Below are 21,877 nucleotides of genomic sequence, written 5' to 3' on the forward strand. Positions count from 1 at the left end.
TTTCCATAGAATTTCAATTTAACCAACAAAACTCAGTTGCTACCAACTGAGTTCACCTGCTTATGCTAGGGCCGCTGAAAGATCGACAGCACTTGCTTCATGCCATAGCTTTTCTAGGTTATAGTGGGCACGCATTTCTTCTGAGAAGACATGGACCACCACACTACCTAAGTCAAGAAGGACCCAACCTCCAGCTGAATCACCTTCGACGTGGCTGGCATTGCCACCAGCTTCAACGACCTTCTCGCGAATATTTTCAGCGATAGCTTCCAACTGGCGGCTATTCATAGAGCTTGCGATGACAAAGTAGTCTGTCACGCTAGTCAAGCTTTGAACATCCAAAGCGACAATGTCTTCCGCACGCTTTTCATCTGCTGCTTTGACAACTAGTTCAAGTAGTTCTTTTTCTTTCATGTAATCCTCTTTCCTTAAAAAATTGATTTGTAATCTAAGACATCCGCAAAACGTTCTGCCCAAATATTTTCATAAAATTCATTAAGCGTTTCTGCCGGAATATCCTCTCCATCAAAGGTTGTGACAGCTCCTTCTGGAATGACCAGCTTGTAGCCGTATTCAAACCCCACTTTGACGGATGTATCGACACAATATTCTGTCTGCATACCACACAGGACCAGTTGTTCAATCCCTAGTTGATCCAAGTATTCTTTTAATCCTGTCTCTTTAAATATGCTATTGTATCGCTTCTGAAACACCTTCTCATCTGCCTTCCTCTTCAACAGGGGCGATAATTGCCAATCTTCCGAAGTTAAAGCCTCTGGCGTTTCAATATGCTGTATATAGATGATTTCAACCTGCTCTTTTCTAGCCTGATCTTGCAAATAAGCGATCTTCTCTAAGAGCTTTCCTGTCTCAAAGCCTGTTTCAACTAGGATGTTTTGTACATCAATAATGATAAAAGCTGTCTTCACTCACTGCTCCTCTTTCAAATACTTCACAAAGGCATTGTAGGTTTCAAGGGTTTGGGGATAAATGGGCAAGCCTTGGTGGGCCAGGTGTTCGACTGTGCGAGCCGTCTCATAGGCCACGGCACGATCCAAGGAGACTTGGGCAATGTCACGTGCTTGATCCACTCCCGGGAAGGCTCGGTTATGCTCAATGTAATCTGCCACATAGACAATCTTGTCTAAGGTTGACATCTGATCACTCCCCACGGTGTGAATCTCAATACTGCGAAGAATGGCTGGATCTGTCAGTCCGAGGTCTTCTTGGATCTTATAAATCCCGACCATCCCATGCCAGACATTGTTGCCCCAGTTTTTTAATGCTGGATCCAGCTCATAGCGATCGATCAAGTCCAGAAAATCCTGATCTGATAATTTCTTGGCGTAGTCATGTAACAAACCTGCTAGGCCAGCCTGCTCTTCATCTGCCCCATAGCGTTTGGCCAAGTCACGGGCAGCCTTCTCAACCCCTAAACAATGAGTTAGTCGCTTTTCTGGCAGGATTTGGCGCATTTTTTCAAGCAAGACCTCACGAGAAAAGCCTAGATAGTTTTCATAGGTCATTGATACAATCCTTCTTTCTTGATGTAGTCCAAGACTGGTTTTGGCAACATAAAATTCGGCGTCCGACCTTTAGCTACAAAATCTCGCACCATACTAGAGGAGATGTCCATTAGAGGAACATCCACCCAGATCACCGGATAAGAAGTCCCTGCCTTATAGCGTGGTCGCTGTACCCCTACAAATTGTACAATCTCCACCAATTCATCGATGCGGTGCCATTTTGGTAAATAATCCACCATATCTGCACCAATGATGAAGTAATAATCTGTGTCTGGATCCCGTTCATTGAGCAAGAGCATGGTGTCGTAGGTATAGGAAATCCCTTTCCGCTCGAGTTCAATCGTCTCGATCTCCAGACCTTCAATCCCTTCAATAGCTAATTCCAGCATCTTAAGGCGATGGTGCTCTGAAATCGTCCCTTTGGCATCGACATGCGGTGGCTCATACTCAGGCATCAAGAGCACCTTATCTAACCCTAATTGTTGGCGCACTTGATCCGCAACGACCAAATGGGCATTGTGGACCGGATTGAAATTTCCACCCAAAATACCAACTTGTTTGCGTTTCTTGTCTTTGATCTCTGGCTCTAACTCTACCTTGGTAAAGGGAGTCAATAGTTCAATTGCCATAGGTTTGCTCTCCTCGATGTCCTAAATTTCTTTTACCTTCGCTGAAATTTTACGATTTTCTTTTTTGCTCGATTGTTTAAACAAGATGAGAATCCGACCAATCTTTTGGACCGTTTCCACACCGATTTCTTCTTCCAAGATTTCTGCTACTTCATGGATATTCTCATCCGTATTTTGAAGAAGAGTTACCTTGATGAGTTCACGCGCATCTAGCGCTTGGCGCACACTGGTTTTAATTTGGTCATTGAGCCCATTTTTCCCGATTTGGATAATGGGTTTGAGGCTGTGGGCTTGGCTATTGAGGAAAGCCCGTTGTTTGGATGTTAATGTCATATTTTTTCATTGTTTCTTTTTTGATACTTTTCTGATGTGGTGGCGGTCGTCAGCGACCTCCTAGCGGAGTTTCATGACTTAAATTTGAGCCTAAAGTCTCAAATTTTCCGCGCCTAAGTAGTAAAATATCTACTTAGGCTTTCACCACAGCGAAAAGTATCCTTTCTAGGCTCGTTGCATTCGCCCAGTCTATAAAGAAACTATTTCCTTTCAAATTTTTAAATAATAGCTTTGCGGGTAACGACGGCGACGCCTTCTGGTGCCCAGACGGCTACTTTGGCTTCTCCATTGACGCGGATCCAGCCGAGGCCTGAGATGACCAGGTCTGTCTTATCCTTGATGGTAAACTCATGAGAAACCAAGGGCGGGAATTCTTCTTTTTCCTTGCTATTAGGTGGAGTTAATAAGCCACCGACATGCTTGTCATAAAAGGCAGTCGCTCCTTCGAGTTTGGTTCGGTGAAGCTTGAGTTCGTTGTCAAAGAAGGCGGTGAAACCTTGCTTTTCTCCCTTAATAAAGTCAAAACGTCCCAAGCCACCCAAGAAAAGGGTTTGCTCTGGATTGAGCTGATAAGTCTTAGGCTTGATTTCCTTTTTAGGGCTGACATACTTGAGGTTTTTCGCCGTCAAGTAGTGAGCCATCTGGTGGCGATGGATAATCCCCGGTGTATCGTAGATGTAGGATCCATCGTCCAGTGGGATTTCAATCTTGTCCAGTGTTGTCCCTGGGAAGCGAGAAGTTGTAATAATATCCTTATCGCCTGTGATTTCTTGGATAATCGCATTGATGAGGGTCGATTTCCCTACGTTGGTCACACCCACCACATAGACATCACGGCCCTTGCGGTACTGTTCGATCTTTTCCATCAAGTCCTTGATAGCACTCTTGTTTTGAGCAGAGGTGAGGACCACATCGACAGGACGCATCCCTTCTTCATGTGCTCGCTCCATCAACCAATGGGTCACCTTGCTGTCCTTGACAGACTTGGGCAAGATATCTTTTTTGTTCCCGACCAAGAGGACATCATTTCCTGCTACAAAGCGAGGTAAGCCAGGAATGACGGAGCCATTAAAGTCAAAAATATCGACTACATTGACCACGAGTGCATCACTATCTCCTACCTCGTGAAGGAGCTTTAGAAAATCATCATCTGTCAGATGCACATCTGTGATTTCATTGTAGTGACGCAGACGGAAACAGCGTTGGCAATAGACTTCTCCTGTTTCCAAGCCTTTTTCAAGAGCTGATTGGGGAGTATAGCCTAGCCCCTCTTTGTTTTCTGTCTGAATGGGGGCTCCACAGCCGATACAGAATAATTCTTCCATTCTTAAATTCCTTTTTTGTATACAATCGGACCATATTTCTCGGCCATTTGCTTCATAACACGGCGTTCACGCGCCCGGTTGATCTGGGTCTTGATCGAGTCATGCTCGACCAAAGGCTTGACCAAAATCGAACGAATGCCTGCACGATGGGCAGCCCGGATATCCGTCATCAGTTGATCCCCGACCATGACCACTTCATTTTTCTCATAGTGGAAACGTTTGAGGGCACGATCAATCCCAAAGGTAAAGGGCTTAAGCGACCAAGCTTCATAGTCAATATCAAATTTCTCAACAGCGCGCTTGACCCGTTTGGGACTATTATTAGATACCACGATAACCCGAATCCCCCCATCACGAAGGTCATGCAACCACTGGCGCATCTCGGGAGTCCCATCCGGATTATTCCAAGCAATCAAGGTGTTATCCAAATCCACAAGGACCGCCTTAATACCCTGTTTTTTCAAGTCTGTAACGGTGAGATCATAGGCTGCTTCCACCGCAAAATCTGGTTTGTAATTTTCGATTGACACGTTTTTCTCCATTTTTTATACTCCTTTCATTGTAGCATAAAAAGGCCCATTTTGCACCCGCTTCACGACTAAAACAGCGACAGACTCCAATCAGGTCGCTTTCACTACTCAAAAAATAGACAAAATACTTACAAAGTTCCAAAAACATGGTATAGTAGAAGAAAAAGAACTCGGAATTTTTTATGAAACAAACAAGCTTAAAAGAGGTCTCTCCTCTTCTCCAGCGCATCATCAATTGGTCATCCATTATTGGGGCCCTCGCAACCTTGGCCTTTTGTATCTGGGCCTACTTTTCTGGCATCCTTCAATCCAAAGAAACCTTGTCAGCTTTTATTCTCCAAGCAGGCATCTTTGGACCACCTCTCTTTATCTTTCTTCAGATCCTTCAAACAGTGGTCCCTATTATTCCTGGCGCCCTGACATCTGTCGCTGGTGTCTTTATCTATGGCCACATCATTGGTACCATCTACAACTACATCGGGATAGTGATTGGCTGTGCCATTATCTTCCACCTAGCCAGAATGTACGGGCCTAAGTTCGTCCAATCTATGGTCAGTCAGAAGACCTACGACAAGTACATTGGCTGGCTCAATGAAGGCAAGCGGTTCGATCGCTTCTTTATCTTCATGATGATCTGGCCGGTTAGTCCCGCCGACTTCATCTGTATGCTGGCAGGTCTGACCAATATGACCTTCAAACGCTACATGACCATCATCATCCTCTGCAAACCTATCACCCTTGTCATCTACACCTATGGCCTGACCTATATCATCGATTATTTCTGGAAAATGGTCTAAAGCATAACACCACCCCTAAGACTAGGTGGTGGTGTTTTTGTAGTCCTATGAATAGTTTATTACTCTCTATTTCGCAACCCAACCAATCGCATCTGCAGGAGGATTGTCCACATCAATCCAGATGAAGTCAATGCCAATTTCACCGTTTTTGAATTTGGAAAGACGGATACCATTGATTTCTAGTTGAGACAGTTTCTTACCCGTTAAGATCTCTCTATCTTTTAGCTGAAAGACCCCACGAAGAATCCAATTGCCAAGAATTTCTTGCTTATCAGTTGATTGAATGGCCTTCCCAGCTTCTTGGTTGATATAGGCCGTAATCACATCACCTGATGATAAAAATCGTAGCTTAAAGGTCCGTTCTTCTTTTGGGAGCACAAGTTTACTTGTACCTGGCTCAAACCTTCCAATATCTTTACCAAAAAAGTCCGGACGCTCCTCATGAAAATGTTTGGAGTCTGGAAGAGGAATATACACTTCACTGACTGGACGATATACCAGCTGTTCAATTTCTTTGATTAGTTTTTCATTCCCCGTCTCGTTTACAAAGCGAATCAAGTCCTCGCGAATAGATTTCATCTGGGCTTTTTCTTCCTTGGTAGACCATTTTTTCAAGAGGATTTCTTCTAAAGAAAAGGTCACAAAGGCTAGTTCTTCTGGAGCGAGACTGTCTTTAAATTTGTCCTGAATCTTTAAAATCCGTGGCAAGCGCTCTTTTTTGGCCAATTTTGATCCACCATTAAAGGCATTAAAGCCCGAATTTTCTTCTACATTTCCGTGCTTATCTGTGATCACCCACGACACCGTCTCAAGAATATCTGAATCACTTTTTTCTGAGGTCAATAAGTGAAGGTGTTCAAAGAGATAAAAGGGATCCTCAACATAATTCACATCCCAAGTATCAACCACAATCTCCTTATTCCTAAAAGTCATATGGAGCTGACTATCTGCAGCCGTATATTTGTAATCATGATGACCATCTGTGAAACGGAAATTTGTCGGATTGTTCTTGGTTGTTGATCCTAAAATTTTGAGATGGTCCAAATCAACGGGCAAATAAGTCGTCTCTCCTACATGGATCTGAGGTTTGTGACCCTTCGAGGTCGGCATCAAGACATGATAGACGGCTTCTACATGACCAGCATCAGAATGAAATCCTTTTATGAGTGCTTTGGATGATTCAATCCGTTGATTTCGCAAGGTCGCAATCTCACGGGCCAGTTTTTCATAGCGGGCATCATTTTCTTTATCAGCTGTTTCCTTGTCCGGTGAAATATCCGCATGAAATCGAATTTCGCTCAATAACTCATTCCAAGACTGTGAATCTTTCTTGAACTGAGCAATCTTTTGATCCCCTGAGTCCAAACCAAAGGATTTAATTCCAACCAAATACTTATGTTGCTCGTCAACGACCAGCGAAGCATCATAAGAGGTGTTTGCAATATCTTCACCAACAGCATGAAAAGCTTTTTGGAAAACAGTCTCTTGGAATTTTGAATTGACTATCGGAGCAACGTAGTTTTCTCGATCATTAGAATCTTCGGCTTCTGCCTTTTGAGAAAATGCCTCACTCAGACTAGCAAAGTTGGTAATGAGCGTCTTGTATTTTTCTTTTTGTTCATGTTTAAGGTTTTCCCACATCATTCATTCCTCACTTCTTATTTAAGTATATCAAAAGAAGACTAGATTTTCACTAGTCCCCTTACTTATATAATTCGTTAAATAATGCTGTAAAACTCCAAATTGCCACGTTTTTTTACCAATCTGAAATAATCCTCATCTGATAAAATAGCAAGACCATCCTCATAGGACGCAATCTTCTTCTCTGCCTCCTCATAAGTGGAGACAAAATCTTTCACATAAGATTGGCCTTCAAACTGTCCATTCATCTTGGTATAGATAATGGCAAATTTTCCGGAACGATCCAGTTGAGACAGCCCATTGCTCTCATTAAGGGCAAAAGCAATCCGCTCTGCAATACGTTTAATTACAGGGACAACCACACTATTTCCAGCCTGTTTATAAAGTTGACCATTGGAAACACCCTCAGGCAACTTAAAGGTCTTTGGATAGCCTTGTACATTGAAGGTCTCCTTTGGTGTTAATTTACGAATCTCCCCACTATCTGTCAAGATCAACGGAACATTGTGCCCACCTGTTCCCATATTGGCCGTTAAGGTTGGAACAACGCCACTTTTATTCTCCCGAACATATTGACGACGCCACTGGTAGACCGTATCTTGACTGGTCACATTGGCCTTGAGGTCAGGATAGAAATTTTGCTTGCCTTCTCGATAATAGTAGGCTTCATCTGGCTTGGCACCAAAATCAATAACATCAGCCAAAGTCGTTGTCAGCTTGATTTCCTCTGGGAATTCAAACAAGTCATAAGCTTCTTTGGTATCAAAACCAACAATGTAGATCCGTTCACGGTTTTGTGGGATATTTCCATAGTCTTTCCCGTTGAGGACCTTCCACTTGATGAAATAGTTGTTCTCGGTCAAGGCTTCACGAATAACCTTGAAGGTATTCCCATGGTCATGACCAACCATATTCTTGACGTTTTCGATGAAAATGGCACGGGGTTTACGCCCCTCAATCATGCGAAGCAATTCGAAGAAAAGATCGCCACGATCATCATCAAAGCCCTTGCGGTAACCCGCAATACTAAAGGCCTGACAAGGGAATCCTCCCATAATCACATCCACGCGCTCAGCTGGAATGTCTTCCGGCTGCACAGCATGAATATCACGACTATCCAAATGCGTATTTGGATAATTTAAACGATAAGTCTGACGCGCATACTTATCAAATTCATTGGCATACACCACTCTGAACTCGTTGGTCTGTTCAAATCCCAACTCAATTCCCCCAACACCTGAGAAGAAAGCTGCAATGTTGTACTTCTCAGGTCGGTTCGAACTTACAGAATTTGTCATGTAGTAACCTGCTTTCTAGAAAATTAGTAGTAAGTTTTATTCAAAAAATCTATTATATCTTTTTTCAAAGATACTAAATTACGACGTTCTTCATCCAAGTTGCTTTCCATAATTTTTATAGAGGCATCTTTAAGTGAACAAATATAGTATCCTTCCTCGGATGTAAACCCTTCTTCTACATGTGCAAGGGCATTTCTTTTATCAATTAGATCGGACCATCTTTGTTTTAAAGACTCATACTTTCTTTTTTTATCAGGTGTCAAGTTAGGTCTACTTAGTCTGACCTTTTTTTTAAAAAATCTATCAAAATTTTCTCTATAAGAATCATTTTCTGGAGTCACTTCTAGTTTTTCCCGTAATAAATGTTCGATTTCTGCATTTTCACACATAAATCTACCACGAAGCGCATTTAATTCGTCCCAGCGACAAAGAATAACATTAATTGCATCTTCAAAATGTTTTTCTTCTAAACTATCAGAAACAGAAAAGAAAGTGAAATTTGAAAAAATATCTAGATTCTTTTGTTGTAGAATATTGATAACATCTGATTTTATAGTGGTATAGTCATTATTAGAATATAAAATAACAAATTGTTTGAATCCATTTTTAGATCTTATTTCCTCAAGATAATTCAAACCGGTTTCAGATGCATCTAAATTAAAATCTGAAATAAAAAAATCATACCTTTTAACTGAAACTAACTCTCTTCTTGCATCTTCGAATGTTCTAAACTCTTTAATTCGTGCTTCATAGCCTTTATCTTTTAAGATATCCTCTACAAGCTCTTTTCTATAAGTATGGGCATCCATGGTTAAATCATCCTCCAACCACAGAATATTTATTTCTTGTCTCAATTTAAACCTCGCTAAACTCAATTTGAAAATCAACTATGTTATTATTTAGTTGGCGAACTGATATTCTCCATTTAAAATCCTTGCAAATTTGCTGGCAAATATACATACCTAGCCCGGTTCCTCTCCGTTTTGATGTTACTCCAATGTTAAATATATTTTCAATAGGCTCAATATCAATTGGTCCTGTATCTGAAGTAAAGTGCATTATTTTATTATCTTCATTAAAAAAAATATGTATTTCTTTTACATTGCGTTCTTGAGCATTAATTATTAAATTATCCAGTAAAGTACCAAAATCATAAACATTTATGTTTTGGTATAGCTCTCCAGTTCCCAAGTTAACGTTTAATTTTACTGTATCATCAATTAAATTATCAACATAACTTTTTATGTACGATTTTAATTCTATTCTTTCAAAATTACTGAAAGATTCAAAATTTAATCGTAATATTTGTTTTTTTATTGAGGATAGTTTATCAGATGTTCTTCTAATTTTATAGATTGAATTTGAAAACTTTTCATATTCTTCAGAACTCATTAATCGAATCATTTTTTTTAAGGTAGCATTTAATTCCTTACTAGCTTTACCTAACTCATGAAATAGCATATCTTGTCGAGCTGGTTTCTCATTTGAAATTATTTTTTCCTTAATCTTAATTTCATTTTTTAAACGGCTGTTCTCTTTATCAATTTTTTGTTTTTCTTTTTTTACTTCTTCATTTTCTTTTCTTAACTCTATAGTAGCCTTTTTCAAATTTTTTTGAATCTCTTTTTTTTCAGAAATACTTGTATTTATATCATCAAGAAGATCAAATTTTTTTTCTAATGGTTGTGCTATTTTCGGAAGTTCATAAACTCTTGGAGCAACGATAAACTTATACTTTTTAAATCTTTGAACTAGCTTTTGGATAGCATCAGTGTCATCAGTTTCTATCTCATCAATATCACTATTTCCAAACTTTATTAACTGTATATAGGATTCTAATGGTCTATGAACGAGTTCCATATATACTTTTTCAAATTCTATAGTATAAGAATTAGTAACAAATCCTCTATCACGAGATGTAACTTCATTAAAATGATTTTCAGAATCTGTTATATTAATCCAACCCAGCAATTCCCTATGTCCTAAATATCTATTAAAACCTTGTGTCTTACGTAAGTTTAGACCAAAGGCATCAAAATCAACCTCTCCGTATGGGAAAATTCTAAAATTATTTTTATATAAGAAAATCGACCCATAGTTTTTAGGTTCCGTCTTCATTATTCTTGTAAAATTGTTCTTTGCTGCTGTACTTAAATAATAAATTTTGAAATAAATATCTTTTAAAATTGTATAATTCTCGACTTTAAAAGAATAAATTATCTTTTCTTGATCATATAGTGTGATACTAATTTCCTTTTCTTTTATTTCACACTCAATATAAATTGTTTTTTTATCTAAAACGGAAGCAACATTATTACTAATATACTCATCCAACTCAGCAATTCCTGAAGAGGATGAAATATACTTAACATTAATCTTTATTTTACCATCATCTACAAATGGATTTACAAGTCTTTGAAGCGCCGATATAACCTTATTAACTCTATTTAAGTCCCAAGTCTCTCTTAATTTAGAGATGGTTAAGATAGTCCCTGATTTTTGAATAAAGCTATCTTCGACTACATCTAAGCTAGTATATGTGACATCCAACTCTTCAAATTTTGTTAGAGAATCCTTTTCGAATTCACCCCAATCAATTTCTAATTCACTTATTTCATCATCTTTATGACTAATAAGCTTAAGCTTAGTTCCTAATCTATCACAAGAAAAACGACCTATTCCTTTAGAACCAGCATATACCTTATCGCTATCTTTTTTTTCTGAATGAGCAACGAACAGCCATTTATTTTCAATATCATCCCGATTCATTCCCTTACCATTATCTTGAATGATAATGTAATTTTCATAACTGTTTATAATAAGATTAATTTCTGTTGCTTCAGCATCGTAACCATTTTTTACTAACTCAAAGATAGCTACTAATTCATTTGTAATCAGGTCTTTACCAATTATATCCTTTAAACCTGAACTTACTTTAAAGTGTAATTTTTCTTCCATCTTAACTCCTTATTCAGAGATTTTCAAAAGAACTTCTCCAACTTGTTCCGCAAACAAAGGTGGAACAGCATTAGCGACTTGAGTATATCGAGGAACATCCGTTTTTCGTCGTTCTCCTCCTGTTGTATATGGTCCTTTAAATTCATAGTCATCTGGAAAACTTTGAATTCTAGCATGCTCTCTAACAGTCATGATTCTTGGTTCATCGTAATGTATATAATCGTCTGGAATGGAGGTGATCGTATTACAAATCGAATTTTTCTTTAATGGTGTGACTCCACGTTTTTTTAAACCTTCTACAAGATTCATAGTGGGAGTAATCCGAATACTCTGTTCAGAAGTAGCCATTAAACGTTCAAATAAATCTATTGTCTCACTTTTATGTTTCGCGAATCGATGACTATCGGGGAAAGAGCCTCGTTCAATGTCAGATCTCATCAATTTTTGATATGCTGAAGTTGCTCGACCATACTTCCCATTCTTAAATCCCTTAGTATCTTTACTATCAATTTCTCCATGACTTTTTTTCAAATCATTAATAGCTTGAGAAATTGTAATTGGTATTTTTAGTCCTCTATCTCTCAAAAAACAATCTTTATTTTTAAATAATTCGTCAAAAAAAGCTTCATATGCTTCATTTTTTGACGCAAATAGAATAAATCGTTTCCTATTTTGAGGAACACCATATTCTGACATAGTAACAATTTTATAGTCTAAGTTATATCCTAATTCATGTAACTCCGAAACAAGAATATCAGAATATTTTTGTTTATCCTTATGATCCTTAAACCCTACAGTAAATCCTTGAACATTTTCAAAAAATAACATAGTAGGTTGAACTAATTTGATAAACTCAATATACGAATGCATTAATTGATTTCTGATATCATCGTTTTTTCTCTTTCCTGCCATAGAAAATCCTTGACATGGTGGACCACCTACAACTAGATCAACGGAACCGTTTAATCCAGCAAGTTCCTTACTATGAACTTCTAGAAGTTCATTTATATCCCAATTTTTCATTTCAAGCCAATTCGGCCATGAAAAATGATTTTTTCTTTCAATTAAATTATATTTTAAGGTACTAAAAGCATCTTTATTTCTTTCAACTGCAAATATTCCATGCAAACCAGCGTTATAAAGCCCTAAGGATAAACCACCGGACCCTGCAAATAAATCTATGTATCTCATAAATTCTCTTTCAGTCATTAAAATTTATTATTACAATTTTATCACAAATTAAAGTAAAAAACACGGCATACCGCCGTGTTTCTGTGTTTATTTAACGAGTTTTTTCATCTCATCAATACGTGCTACGGTTGCGTCGTACTTGGCTTGGTAGTCGGCTTGTTTGTCGCGTTCTTTTTGGACGACTTCTGGTTTGGCATTGGCTACGAAGCGTTCGTTGCTAAGTTTCTTACCAACCATGTCCAGTTCTTTTTGCCATTTAGCCAATTCTTTTTCAAGACGAGCCAATTCTTCTTCGACATTGAGAAGGTCAGCAAGTGGCAAGTAGATTTCTGCCCCCGTGATGATGCTTGACATAACCAAGTCAGGTACTTCGACATCTGCTGCAATTTCCAAGTGTTCTGGGTTTGTGAAGCGTTTGATGTAGTTGACGTTATCATTGAAGAAGGTATCGAGCTTGCTGTCGCTTGTCTTAATCAAGATAGTGATTGGCTTACTTGGCGCTACGTTCACTTCTGCACGTGAGTTACGAACGGAGCGAATCACATCTTTAAGAGCTTCAACGCCGGCTGCTGCTGCTTCGTTTTCAAACTCTGGACGAACCACTGGGTATTCCGCAGTCACGATCGTTCCTTCAGAGATTTGGCCGTAAATTTCTTCAGTTACGAATGGCATGATTGGGTGAAGGAGACGCAAGATTTGATCCAAGGTGTAAAGAAGAACTGAACGAGTGATAACTTTTTCGTCCTCGTTATCGCTGTAAAGCACTTCCTTAGTCAACTCAACATACCAGTCCGCAAACTCATCCCAGATGAAGTTATAGAGGATGTGACCAGCCACACCAAACTCAAACTTATCAAAGTTTTCAGTGACCTTACCGATCGTTTCGTTGAGGTTGTGGAGAATCCAACGATCTGTCACGTTACCTGCTTGACCAGCAGCCACTTTAGCTACATTTTCACGCGCCACCTCCAAGGTCAAACCTTCATTGTTCATGAGGATGTAACGTGAGATGTTCCAAATCTTGTTAATGAAGTTCCATGACGCATCCATTTTCTCGTAAGAGAAACGCACGTCTTGCCCTGGTGCAGAACCGTTTGAAAGGAACCAACGAAGGGCATCGGCACCGTATTTCTCGATGACATCCATTGGGTCAATCCCGTTACCGAGTGACTTAGACATTTTGCGTCCTTGCTCATCACGGATGAGACCGTGGATAAGGACGTTTTGGAATGGTTGGCGACCTGTGAACTCCAATGATTGGAAAATCATACGAGACACCCAGAAGAAGATGATATCGTAACCTGTTACCAAGGTTGACGTTGGGAAGTAACGTTTGAAGTCTTCTGAGTTGACATCCGGCCAGCCCATAGTTGAGAATGGCCAGAGGGCAGAACTGAACCACGTATCCAAGACATCTTCGTCTTGTTTCCATCCGTCACCTTCTGGCGCTTCTTCGCCAACGTACATTTCACCCTCAGCATTGTACCAAGCAGGGATTTGGTGACCCCACCAGAGCTGACGAGAGATCACCCAGTCATGGACATTTTCCATCCATTGAAGAAAGGTATCGTTGAAACGAGGTGGGTAGAATTCCACCTTATCGTCTGTGTCTTGGTTAGCAATGGCATTCTTAGCCAATTGATCCATCTTGACGAACCATTGCGTAGACAAGCGTGGCTCAACCATAACCCCTGTACGCTCTGAGTGACCAACTGAGTGGGTCATCTTCTCAATCTTAACAAGGGCACCAATTTCTTCTAACTTCTTGATAACAGCCTTACGTGCTTCAAAGCGGTCCATACCGTTGAATTCACCAGCCAACTCATTCATGGTACCATCATCGTTCATAACGTTGACTTGCGGAAGATTATGTCGTTGACCAACCAAGAAGTCATTAGGGTCGTGGGCAGGTGTAATCTTCACCACACCAGTACCAAACTCAGGGTCTGCGTGTTCGTCCCCTACGATTGGGATTGGCTTGTTCAAGATTGGCAAGATAACATTTTTACCAATCAAGTCTTTATAACGGTCATCATTTGGATTAACCGCTACGGCTGTATCCCCAAACATCGTTTCAGGACGTGTTGTTGCTACTTCAAGGGCACGTGAGCCATCTTCCAGCATATAGTTCATGTGGTAGAAGGCACCTTCGACATCCTTGTGGATCACCTCGATATCAGAAAGGGCTGTACGAGCTGCTGGGTCCCAGTTGATGATAAACTCACCACGGTAGATCCATCCTTTCTTGTATAGATCCACAAAGACCTTGCGCACGGCTTTTGACAAACCTTCGTCAAGGGTGAAACGCTCACGAGAGTAGTCTACAGAGAGCCCCATTTTGCCCCATTGTTCCTTGATAGTAGTGGCATATTCGTCTTTCCATTCCCAGACTTTCTCTAGGAATTTTTCACGACCGAGATCATAACGGCTGATGCCCTCGCCACGCAAGCGCTCCTCAACCTTAGCCTGAGTGGCAATCCCAGCGTGGTCCATCCCTGGAAGCCAAAGTGTATCAAAGCCTTGCATGCGTTTTTGACGGATGATGATATCTTGCAAAGTTGTATCCCAAGCGTGACCAAGGTGAAGTTTCCCAGTTACGTTTGGTGGTGGAATAACGATTGAATAAGGCTTAGCCATTTTATCGCCAGAAGGCTTGAAAACATCCTCATCAAGCCATTTTTGGTAACGACCAGCCTCAACCTCGGCTGGATTGTATTTAGGTGAAAGTTCTTTAGACATGTGTGTGTCCTTTCTAGTTATTTCTATTTTTAATGTTGATCTTGAGTCTCCCACTCACTCTTCAGCAAGCCATATCTCAAATCATCACAGCGGTTGCCTTGAGCATCTTTGCGGTCTCTTATGCGAGCTTCAAGGGTGAAACCAAGTTTCTCAGCGACACGTTGACTTTGGGCATTGTAACCAAAGCAAGACAGTTCAATCTTGTGAAGACTCAATTCTTTAAAAGCTAGGTCTATTAAAGCACGCGCTGCTTCTGGCACATAACCTCGGCCCCAATAGTCTGGGTGCAAGGTATAGCCAATTTCCAGCACATCGTCCTCATGGCGATGGTTGAAATCAACAGAACCGATTACTTTATCGGTCCCTTTGACCACGATTCCATAGCCTGCTGGAAGATTGTCCTTTTGATTGCGCTCGGGAAGGATATGCTCTAGATAATAAATCTCATCTTCCAAGGTCTTGACGGGTGGAAAGCCTGCTGGGTAAGAAACCTCTGGGAGACTAGCATAAGCATGAATATCCTCAGCATCCGCCACTGTTCGGACTCGTAAGACCAGACGCTCCGTTTCGATTTTATCTGGCAACTCAGCTCTTGTCATTCTTCTTCCTCGCTTTCTTCATAAAGCTCCCCATGGGATCGACTCGGTCATCTAGATAACGATAAACACGCTGGTGCCCGTCCCCCATAAAGTAAGTTGGCGCAAAGCGGTCATTTTTAAAATGCCCCTTGTCATCTAAGAGCTCTGGATCAGCCAGTCGCTCGAGAATCTTGGCAAAAATATGACAGATGCCATCTTCCTCAATAATCCGATCCACCTGACAATCCAAAACGACTGGACAAGCTTCTAAAATCGGTGCCTGAGTTCGTTCAGAAATCTCATAGTCAAGGCCCAAGTGTTTCAATTTCTCCCTATGGCTGATAAAACCAGCCTGCTCCATCTGGAGCATGAGATTTTCATCAGGGATGTTGACAGTGAACTGTTGATAATGCTTAATCTGGTCAGCCGCATTTTCCTCACTACCAACACCGATGACCAGCCAATCTCCCAAGCTATAAGAGGAACTGCAAGTCGTGATATTGTACCCAAAGTTCTGGTCCTGATACCCCAAGATGAAAATCGGAAAACCGTAGTAGAGTTTGCTGGTGTTAAAAGATTGTTTCATGACAAGCTCCTTCAGCTAGCGGGATAAAAGAAAAATCGTCCCTGTCATTAATCTGACAGGGACGAATGTGTTGATCCGCGGTACCACCCAATTTCGGGCAATGCCCGCAACTTTGTTTATTTCATTTTCATCCATTAGCAACTAGTTCTGACACATTTGTGGACTTCTCAGCACCGCCACTTTCTGTAAAATGTGGGATTCAAAACACCTCTAATAGGTTCATTTTAGCAAGTTTTCCTGGAAATAGCAAGAAATCATAAAAGCGATTATTTAAATTTAACGCCTAGTTCTTTCAATTTCTTGGTTGTAGCTGGGCCGATTCCTTTAAGGGCCAACAACTCTTTTTCTGTCCAGTTTGCGAAGTCCGCAACAGAGCGAATACCTTCATCATAGAATGTTTGCGCACGATCAAGTGCTACACCTTCCAAACTTGCAGCAAATTCTTCCACTGAAGAAGCTGCTTGTTTCACTTCTTTCGCCACTGCTTTTGTAGCTTTCTCAACCTTTTTAGGTGCTTCTTTCACAGCTGCAGTTACAGTTGCGACAGCTTTTTTCAAAAGATGTCTATTTTGATGTTTGTATTGTTTCGCACGGTTTACGTTCTTCTTTGCCATTTTTCCTCCTAAATTCAGTGATCAATTCCTAAGGCAACAAGGTTTCATCACTATCATTCCATTCAAAAATCCGTTGATGTCATTTCAACTTTTTTATTGTATCACAATCCCCTAAAAAATCAAGTCATTGCTCAATTTTCAGGTAAATCTAGCTAGTTAAACGCCTTCAATAAGGTCATTTTAATATTTTCTTTCACCAAAGAGGCCATCTGGTAAATCATGAAATCCTTTTCCAGCATGGAAATTTTCAAACTTTCCTTGCAAGAACTGATAGGCGTCCAAACGGCTTTCATAGCGAATCATGGCAATTTTAGCTCGTTCGTCCTGGTCTTCATCAAAAACCTTCTTACTTTCTTCGAGAGCCATTTCATTGATCATGACCTGGGTCTTGATCCACTCCTCAAACTCCTTCATAAACTCTGTTTCGTAACTCATCTTTACTCCATTCCTCTATAAAAATCCGTATCGATCTCTCGATAAGGTTGAATGTCCTGAATATATTCCAAGACCCCTTGAAAGTCTCCAACTTCATCACGCACGGCTGCATAGGTAACATGGACAAATTTCCCACGCGATTCTGATTTGAACCACATTTCATACTTGTCTTTTTTCCCTTCACGAAGCCCCTGCATGATGGCTTTGACCTTCTCCAAATATTTCGGTGGGTGACACAGCTCAACATTGCGTCCTACCTGCGATGGCGTCCTCTTAAAAATCATTTCCTCAAAAGGCGCAGCATCATTGTAATATTGGAAAATATCATCCTTATTGACAAAGGTGATCTCCATTGGTAACTGGTTCAAGATTAAATTCGCTTGCTCCACCGATAAAAATCCATGACCAAAAGCTTGTGGCTGCTTGCGATCGAAGCTCTCTTCTTTTTTCTTAGGCGTGAAGGTAATCGTCAATTGTCCCTCAGGAGTCTCAATGACCTGACGGTGCTCATCTCCTTTTGAAGAAGGAAGCGGTTCAGTTGAACTCTCTGACTCTCTTGCTCCTTCTTCCCTGAAGTCCACACGTTTCGGCACCCATTTCTCACTTGGGAGAATAATGGCATAACCATAAGCATCACTTTCTTCTGCAATAGAGAGCCAGTCATCCTGGGTAAAGGCCTCCAGCAAAATCATCAAGAGGATCGACTCTTCCTTGAAGATCATGCCCTCAAACTCTTGCGCAAAGGCTTCAAAGCGTTCCTTGACTTCAGAAATACTAAAATCCGGTAATTTCTTGGCCGCATCCAAAGCTTGCGCAAAGAGTTCCCGAATCTGGTCATCCACTCCCCACATTACTTTTGGTGGGGAATCATGCCCATATTTTTCCATAATCGGAAACATCAACTCTTCCTTACGACGGTAATGCCGGTCAAATTGACCCACCAAACCCAGCTGACGTAACAATCCCTTATGAATCTCCTGAATCATCTCAGGATCCTCAGTCGTCTCATAATTGTCTAGCAAGCGGCGTACCCGCATCATAGCCGCACGAAGGGCTAGATTCTCCTGTTTAAAGATTTGAACAGGATGACCAGGGTGGTCGGTATCTGCTACTTCGACCCCTTGAACCGCATTCTTAAAGAGATTGGCATGGACATCGCACAGCTCCATGACATCCTCAAAGGTGATGCCTGCATCGGAGTTCATCAGTTCATGCTCCATAAGGGAGATCTCAATCGCAGAAACCCCTGCAAAAGTCGCATCAAACCGTTCCTGAACCGATTCAGGGGAAGCTCCATGATGAAGCTCTAATAAGATATCTCTTAAGACATGAATTCGTTCATCACTCATTGGTCTAGCCCCACTACTTCATAGCCATTAGCCTCTAGCGTTCGCACAATCTTCTCCATAGGCGTACCTTCTAATTTTGATCCTTGTTTCAAAGAAACCTTGCGCCCAACTGTATTGCGCATGATCGGATTGGCTAAGGGTTTAAAGCCCAACTCCACCAACAAATCCAATACTTCCGGATGTTGATCAATGACTTGAGCCACTGGAATCGATACATCAATAACATTGTCCATTTTCCTATTTCCTTCACTCATTCTGTTCATTTTCTCTTCTTCACTAATTTCACAACTGCTTCTGTGCGTGCAGTATGGGGGAACATATCCACTGATTGAATATATTCAACCTGATAAACCTTCGTCAAAGCCACTAGATCGCGTGCCAAAGTAGAGACATTACAAGAGACATAGACCATCTTTTCAGGTGCATACTGCAACAAGGTCTCGATTAATTTTGTACCCAAGCCCGTACGAGGTGGATCCACAATCACAGCATTAGCTCGATAGCCTTCTTGGTACCAGCGAGGAATGATCTCCTCTGCTGTACCAGCCTCATAGTGGGTATTCTCAAATCCCATCCGTTTAGCATTGTATTTGGCATCTTCAATCGCTTCAGGAATAATATCCATCCCCCGAACACTTTTCACTCTATTAGCAAAAGCAAACCCAATCGTTCCAACCCCACAATAGGCATCTATCAAATGATCCTCTGGAGAAACATCTAGAGCCTTGACAGCCTCACTATACAATACTTCAGTTTGTTCCGGATTCAACTGGTAAAAGGCTCGAGGAGAAAGGGAGAATTCATAATCCAAAACCCCTTCCAAAATGGCTTCTTCTCCCCAAATAATCTGCGTTTGTTCCCCATAAATTTCACTGGATCGAGACGTATTTTTATTAACAGCAACTGTGACAATCTCAGGGTGTTTCGTGACCAAGTCTTGCACCAAATTATTTAGGTTAATCTGACGACTGGTAACCACAATGATCTGAACCTGACCAGACTTCCGAGCCCGTCGAATCATCATGGTTCTAACACCCAGTTCTTTACGTTCATCAGCAATCGGAATCTGATAATAGGTCAGTAAATCCGCTAGATCGTTGGCGATAGCTTGAATAACCGAATCTTGAACCAAACAATCTTTTAATTCCACCAAATAATGTGAATTTTGAGCATAGAGGCCCGCCTTCACCTGACCCTTGAATTTCCTTGTTTGAAATTGCAATTTTGCCCGATAGTAAAGAGGCTCCTGCATTCCGATTGTTGGCCGAATATCATACTGTTCAAATCCTTCAGGTGAGAACTTCTTCAAGGCCTGTTGCAATAAATCTGTCTTAAACTCCAGCTGCTTGTCATACTTCAAATGCATGATTTGGCAACCACCACAGGTCTCATAGATATCACACATGGGTGTCACACGAAACTTAGACGCCTTATTCACAGATAGGAGTTTGGCTTCCGCAAAATTTTTCTTGACACTTGTAATTTGGCAGAAGATATCTTCTCCCTTCAAAGCACCTGGCACAAAGACAAGTGTTTTTTTATAAAAGCCAATCCCTTCTCCGTTAATTCCCATTCGTTTAATTTTCAAAGGAATTTTTTGTTTTACTTTAACGTTCATATCCCTATCTTAACACATTTTTCGGTATAATAAAAACATGAAAATTACAAAACTAGAAAAGAAAAAAAGACTCTACCTCCTTGAATTAGACAATGATCAAAAACTTTATATCACAGAAGACACCATCGTCAAATATTTTCTTTCCAAAGAGAAAGAAATCAGTGAAGAGGAACTAAAAGAAATCCAAGAGTTTGCTCAATACTCCTATGGTAAAAACCTGGCCCTTTACCATCTTTCTTTTAAAGCTCGAACAACAAAAGAAGTCAGAGACTACCTGACAAAGTATGAGATTGAAAGTGGCATTATTGATAAAGTGGTCCAACACCTAAAAGAAGACAAGTGGTTAGATGATCGTCAATATGCAAGAAACCTGATAGAAGCCAACCTCCTCAGTGGCGATAAGGGCCCTCTCTTATTACAACAAAAAATTCAACAAAAAGGGATACCAAAATCTATCCTTCAAGAAATACTTGCAGACTATGATTTTTCAGAAGTGATCGACCGTACCGCAATAAAACTGCTAAAAAAATACCAAGGAAAATATCCGTTAAAAGCCATTGAAACGAAAATCATCCAAGCACTCATTTCAAAAGGTTTTTCTTACAATCAAGCAAAGATAGCATTCCAAAATCTCGAGCTCGAAACAGATGAAGAAACAACCAATGAGCTCATTCTAAAAGAGTTAGAAAAACAATACCGTAAATACAGTAAAAAATATGAAGGCTATGACCTCAAACAACGCTTAACTCAAGCACTGGCCAGAAAGGGATATGATTATAGTGATATAACGTCAGCTATTAGAGAATACTTAGATTCATAAACCAAATTGAAAATTAAATAGAAAAATAAGAAAAAATTTGAAAAAATATGATACAATATAGAGGATATACTTAGATTGTAGAAAGTTGGTAAGTTATGAAACTACCTAAAGAAGGCGACTTTATTACAATTCAAAGTTATAAACATGATGGCAGTTTACACCGAACATGGCGTGACACCATGGTATTAAAGATAACCGAAAATGCAATTATTGGAGTAAATGATCATACACTTGTTACTGAAAGTGATGGTAGACGTTGGATTACACGTGAACCAGCGATCGTATATTTCCATAAAAAATATTGGTTTAACATCATCGCCATGATCCGTGACAATGGTGTGTCTTACTACTGTAACCTAGCAAGTCCTTTTCACATTGACCAAGAAGCCTTAAAATATATCGACTATGATCTCGATGTCAAGGTCTTTACCAATGGTGAAAAAAAATTGTTAGATGTTGAAGAATACGAGCAGCATAAAGAAAAAATGCACTATTCAGATGACATCGACTTTATTTTAAAGGAAAATGTTAAGGTTCTAGTAGATTGGATAAACCAAAACAAAGGTCCCTTTTCTGAGGAATATATCAAAATTTGGTATAACCGTTATGTTGAACTGCGAAATAAATAAAGTTGGAAAGAGCGCAAGCTCTTTTTTCTTTTAAATTAATAAAAAAATAACTACAAAAAAAAGTCTAATGACAACCATTAGACTTTTTCGATACACTATCGGGAAGACAGGATTCGAACCTGCGACACCTTGGTCCCAAACCAAGTACTCTACCAAGCTGAGCTACTTCCCGATCTAAAGCTACCGCTTTATGCACCCTAGAGGAGTCGAACCTCTAACCGCCTGATTCGTAGTCAGGTACTCTATCCAGTTGAGCTAAGGGTGCTCATTCCTATTCAATT

Annotated in this window: 23 protein-coding genes and 2 tRNA genes; 3 read left to right on the forward strand and 22 right to left on the reverse strand. The window is 40.3% G+C overall.

Annotated features, from left to right (window positions below):
* Positions 1-60: 60 nt before the first annotated feature.
* The 7 genes from rsfS to O3642_RS09315 all read right to left on the reverse strand — a co-directional run bounded on the left by rsfS (position 61) and on the right by O3642_RS09315 (position 4,343).
* A complete protein-coding gene (gene rsfS, locus O3642_RS09285; RefSeq protein WP_003005865.1) occupies positions 61-414 on the reverse strand; it encodes a ribosome silencing factor in 354 nt (117 codons plus the stop codon).
* A 14-nt stretch (positions 415-428) separates the two neighbouring features.
* The gene (locus O3642_RS09290; protein WP_371605832.1) at positions 429-929 is read right to left on the reverse strand and encodes a cysteine hydrolase family protein; all 501 of its coding nucleotides are present in this window, start codon (positions 927-929) and stop codon (positions 429-431) included.
* On the reverse strand, positions 930-1,526 hold the full coding sequence (gene yqeK, locus O3642_RS09295) for a bis(5'-nucleosyl)-tetraphosphatase (symmetrical) YqeK (protein WP_371605833.1): 597 nt from the start codon (positions 1,524-1,526) through the stop codon (positions 930-932).
* Positions 1,523-2,155 carry a nicotinate-nucleotide adenylyltransferase gene (locus tag O3642_RS09300; protein WP_342977558.1) on the reverse strand — a complete coding sequence of 211 codons (633 nt, stop codon included), beginning with the start codon at positions 2,153-2,155 and terminating at the stop codon, positions 1,523-1,525. Before O3642_RS09300 ends, yqeK begins: the two co-directional genes overlap by 4 nt.
* 21 nt (positions 2,156-2,176) lie before the next feature.
* Positions 2,177-2,488: a ribosome assembly RNA-binding protein YhbY gene (yhbY, locus tag O3642_RS09305; protein WP_003005853.1), complete on the reverse strand. Its 312-nt coding sequence runs from the start codon at positions 2,486-2,488 to the stop codon at positions 2,177-2,179.
* Between the two features lie 218 nt (positions 2,489-2,706).
* Positions 2,707-3,813, reverse strand: a complete 1,107-nt coding sequence (gene yqeH, locus O3642_RS09310) for a ribosome biogenesis GTPase YqeH (protein WP_049472983.1) — start codon at positions 3,811-3,813, stop codon at positions 2,707-2,709.
* 2 nt (positions 3,814-3,815) lie between these two features.
* Positions 3,816-4,343 (reverse strand): YqeG family HAD IIIA-type phosphatase, encoded by a 528-nt coding sequence (locus tag O3642_RS09315; RefSeq protein WP_118095844.1) that lies wholly within the window; start codon positions 4,341-4,343, stop codon positions 3,816-3,818.
* Positions 4,344-4,525: 182 nt separating this feature from the next.
* Here O3642_RS09315 and O3642_RS09320 point away from each other — a divergent pair, with 182 nt between their 5' ends.
* Positions 4,526-5,140, forward strand: coding sequence for a TVP38/TMEM64 family protein (locus O3642_RS09320; RefSeq protein WP_003014334.1), 615 nt, complete (start codon positions 4,526-4,528; stop codon positions 5,138-5,140).
* Positions 5,141-5,206: 66 nt separating this feature from the next.
* Here O3642_RS09320 and O3642_RS09325 read toward each other — a convergent pair whose 3' ends face one another.
* The 13 genes from O3642_RS09325 to rlmD all read right to left on the reverse strand — a co-directional run bounded on the left by O3642_RS09325 (position 5,207) and on the right by rlmD (position 20,147).
* The gene (locus O3642_RS09325; protein WP_371605834.1) at positions 5,207-6,781 is read right to left on the reverse strand and encodes a hypothetical protein; all 1,575 of its coding nucleotides are present in this window, start codon (positions 6,779-6,781) and stop codon (positions 5,207-5,209) included.
* Positions 6,782-6,858: 77 nt separating this feature from the next.
* Positions 6,859-8,079, reverse strand: a complete 1,221-nt coding sequence (locus O3642_RS09330; RefSeq protein ID WP_371605835.1) for a DNA cytosine methyltransferase — start codon at positions 8,077-8,079, stop codon at positions 6,859-6,861.
* Between the two features lie 23 nt (positions 8,080-8,102).
* Positions 8,103-8,933: a hypothetical protein gene (locus O3642_RS09335; protein WP_371605836.1), complete on the reverse strand. Its 831-nt coding sequence runs from the start codon at positions 8,931-8,933 to the stop codon at positions 8,103-8,105.
* A gap of 1 nt (position 8,934) precedes the next feature.
* On the reverse strand, positions 8,935-11,037 hold the full coding sequence (locus tag O3642_RS09340; RefSeq protein WP_371605837.1) for a sensor histidine kinase: 2,103 nt from the start codon (positions 11,035-11,037) through the stop codon (positions 8,935-8,937).
* Between the two features lie 9 nt (positions 11,038-11,046).
* Positions 11,047-12,228, reverse strand: a complete 1,182-nt coding sequence (locus O3642_RS09345) for a DNA cytosine methyltransferase (RefSeq protein WP_371605838.1) — start codon at positions 12,226-12,228, stop codon at positions 11,047-11,049.
* A gap of 87 nt (positions 12,229-12,315) precedes the next feature.
* Positions 12,316-14,967: a valine--tRNA ligase gene (locus tag O3642_RS09350; protein WP_371605839.1), complete on the reverse strand. Its 2,652-nt coding sequence runs from the start codon at positions 14,965-14,967 to the stop codon at positions 12,316-12,318.
* 29 nt (positions 14,968-14,996) lie between these two features.
* Positions 14,997-15,566 (reverse strand): GNAT family N-acetyltransferase, encoded by a 570-nt coding sequence (locus tag O3642_RS09355; protein WP_371605840.1) that lies wholly within the window; start codon positions 15,564-15,566, stop codon positions 14,997-14,999.
* The gene (locus O3642_RS09360) at positions 15,553-16,131 is read right to left on the reverse strand and encodes a flavin reductase family protein (RefSeq protein WP_371605841.1); all 579 of its coding nucleotides are present in this window, start codon (positions 16,129-16,131) and stop codon (positions 15,553-15,555) included. Before O3642_RS09360 ends, O3642_RS09355 begins: the two co-directional genes overlap by 14 nt.
* Positions 16,132-16,397: 266 nt before the next feature.
* Entirely contained in the window at positions 16,398-16,745 is a 348-nt protein-coding gene (locus tag O3642_RS09365; RefSeq protein WP_270298979.1) for a helix-hairpin-helix domain-containing protein, read from the reverse strand.
* Between the two features lie 180 nt (positions 16,746-16,925).
* A complete protein-coding gene (locus O3642_RS09370) occupies positions 16,926-17,180 on the reverse strand; it encodes a DUF1912 family protein (protein WP_013903179.1) in 255 nt (84 codons plus the stop codon).
* A gap of 2 nt (positions 17,181-17,182) precedes the next feature.
* Complete coding sequence (locus O3642_RS09375) at positions 17,183-18,529, reverse strand: DUF438 domain-containing protein (RefSeq protein ID WP_371605842.1); 1,347 nt, start codon at positions 18,527-18,529, stop codon at positions 17,183-17,185.
* Positions 18,526-18,762 carry a DUF1858 domain-containing protein gene (locus tag O3642_RS09380; RefSeq protein WP_003014300.1) on the reverse strand — a complete coding sequence of 79 codons (237 nt, stop codon included), beginning with the start codon at positions 18,760-18,762 and terminating at the stop codon, positions 18,526-18,528. The genes O3642_RS09375 and O3642_RS09380 overlap by 4 nt, the downstream gene beginning before the upstream one ends.
* A gap of 26 nt (positions 18,763-18,788) precedes the next feature.
* Positions 18,789-20,147 carry a 23S rRNA (uracil(1939)-C(5))-methyltransferase RlmD gene (gene rlmD, locus O3642_RS09385; RefSeq protein WP_371605843.1) on the reverse strand — a complete coding sequence of 453 codons (1,359 nt, stop codon included), beginning with the start codon at positions 20,145-20,147 and terminating at the stop codon, positions 18,789-18,791.
* A gap of 37 nt (positions 20,148-20,184) precedes the next feature.
* Between rlmD and recX the strand changes: the two genes are divergently transcribed.
* A complete protein-coding gene (recX, locus tag O3642_RS09390; protein ID WP_155171390.1) occupies positions 20,185-20,967 on the forward strand; it encodes a recombination regulator RecX in 783 nt (260 codons plus the stop codon).
* Positions 20,968-21,062: 95 nt separating this feature from the next.
* Positions 21,063-21,596: a DUF402 domain-containing protein gene (locus O3642_RS09395; RefSeq protein WP_003005798.1), complete on the forward strand. Its 534-nt coding sequence runs from the start codon at positions 21,063-21,065 to the stop codon at positions 21,594-21,596.
* Positions 21,597-21,694: 98 nt separating this feature from the next.
* Here O3642_RS09395 and O3642_RS09400 read toward each other — a convergent pair.
* Together O3642_RS09400 and O3642_RS09405 are read right to left on the reverse strand one after the other, a co-directional pair.
* Positions 21,695-21,768: transfer RNA gene (locus O3642_RS09400), tRNA-Pro, on the reverse strand.
* A 19-nt stretch (positions 21,769-21,787) separates the two neighbouring features.
* Positions 21,788-21,861 (reverse strand) — tRNA-Arg (locus tag O3642_RS09405).
* Between the last annotated feature and the right edge of the window lie 16 nt (positions 21,862-21,877).

The organism is Streptococcus sp. 27098_8_66 (genome assembly GCF_041431945.1).
Taxonomy (GTDB): Bacteria; Bacillota; Bacilli; order Lactobacillales; family Streptococcaceae; genus Streptococcus; species Streptococcus dentalis.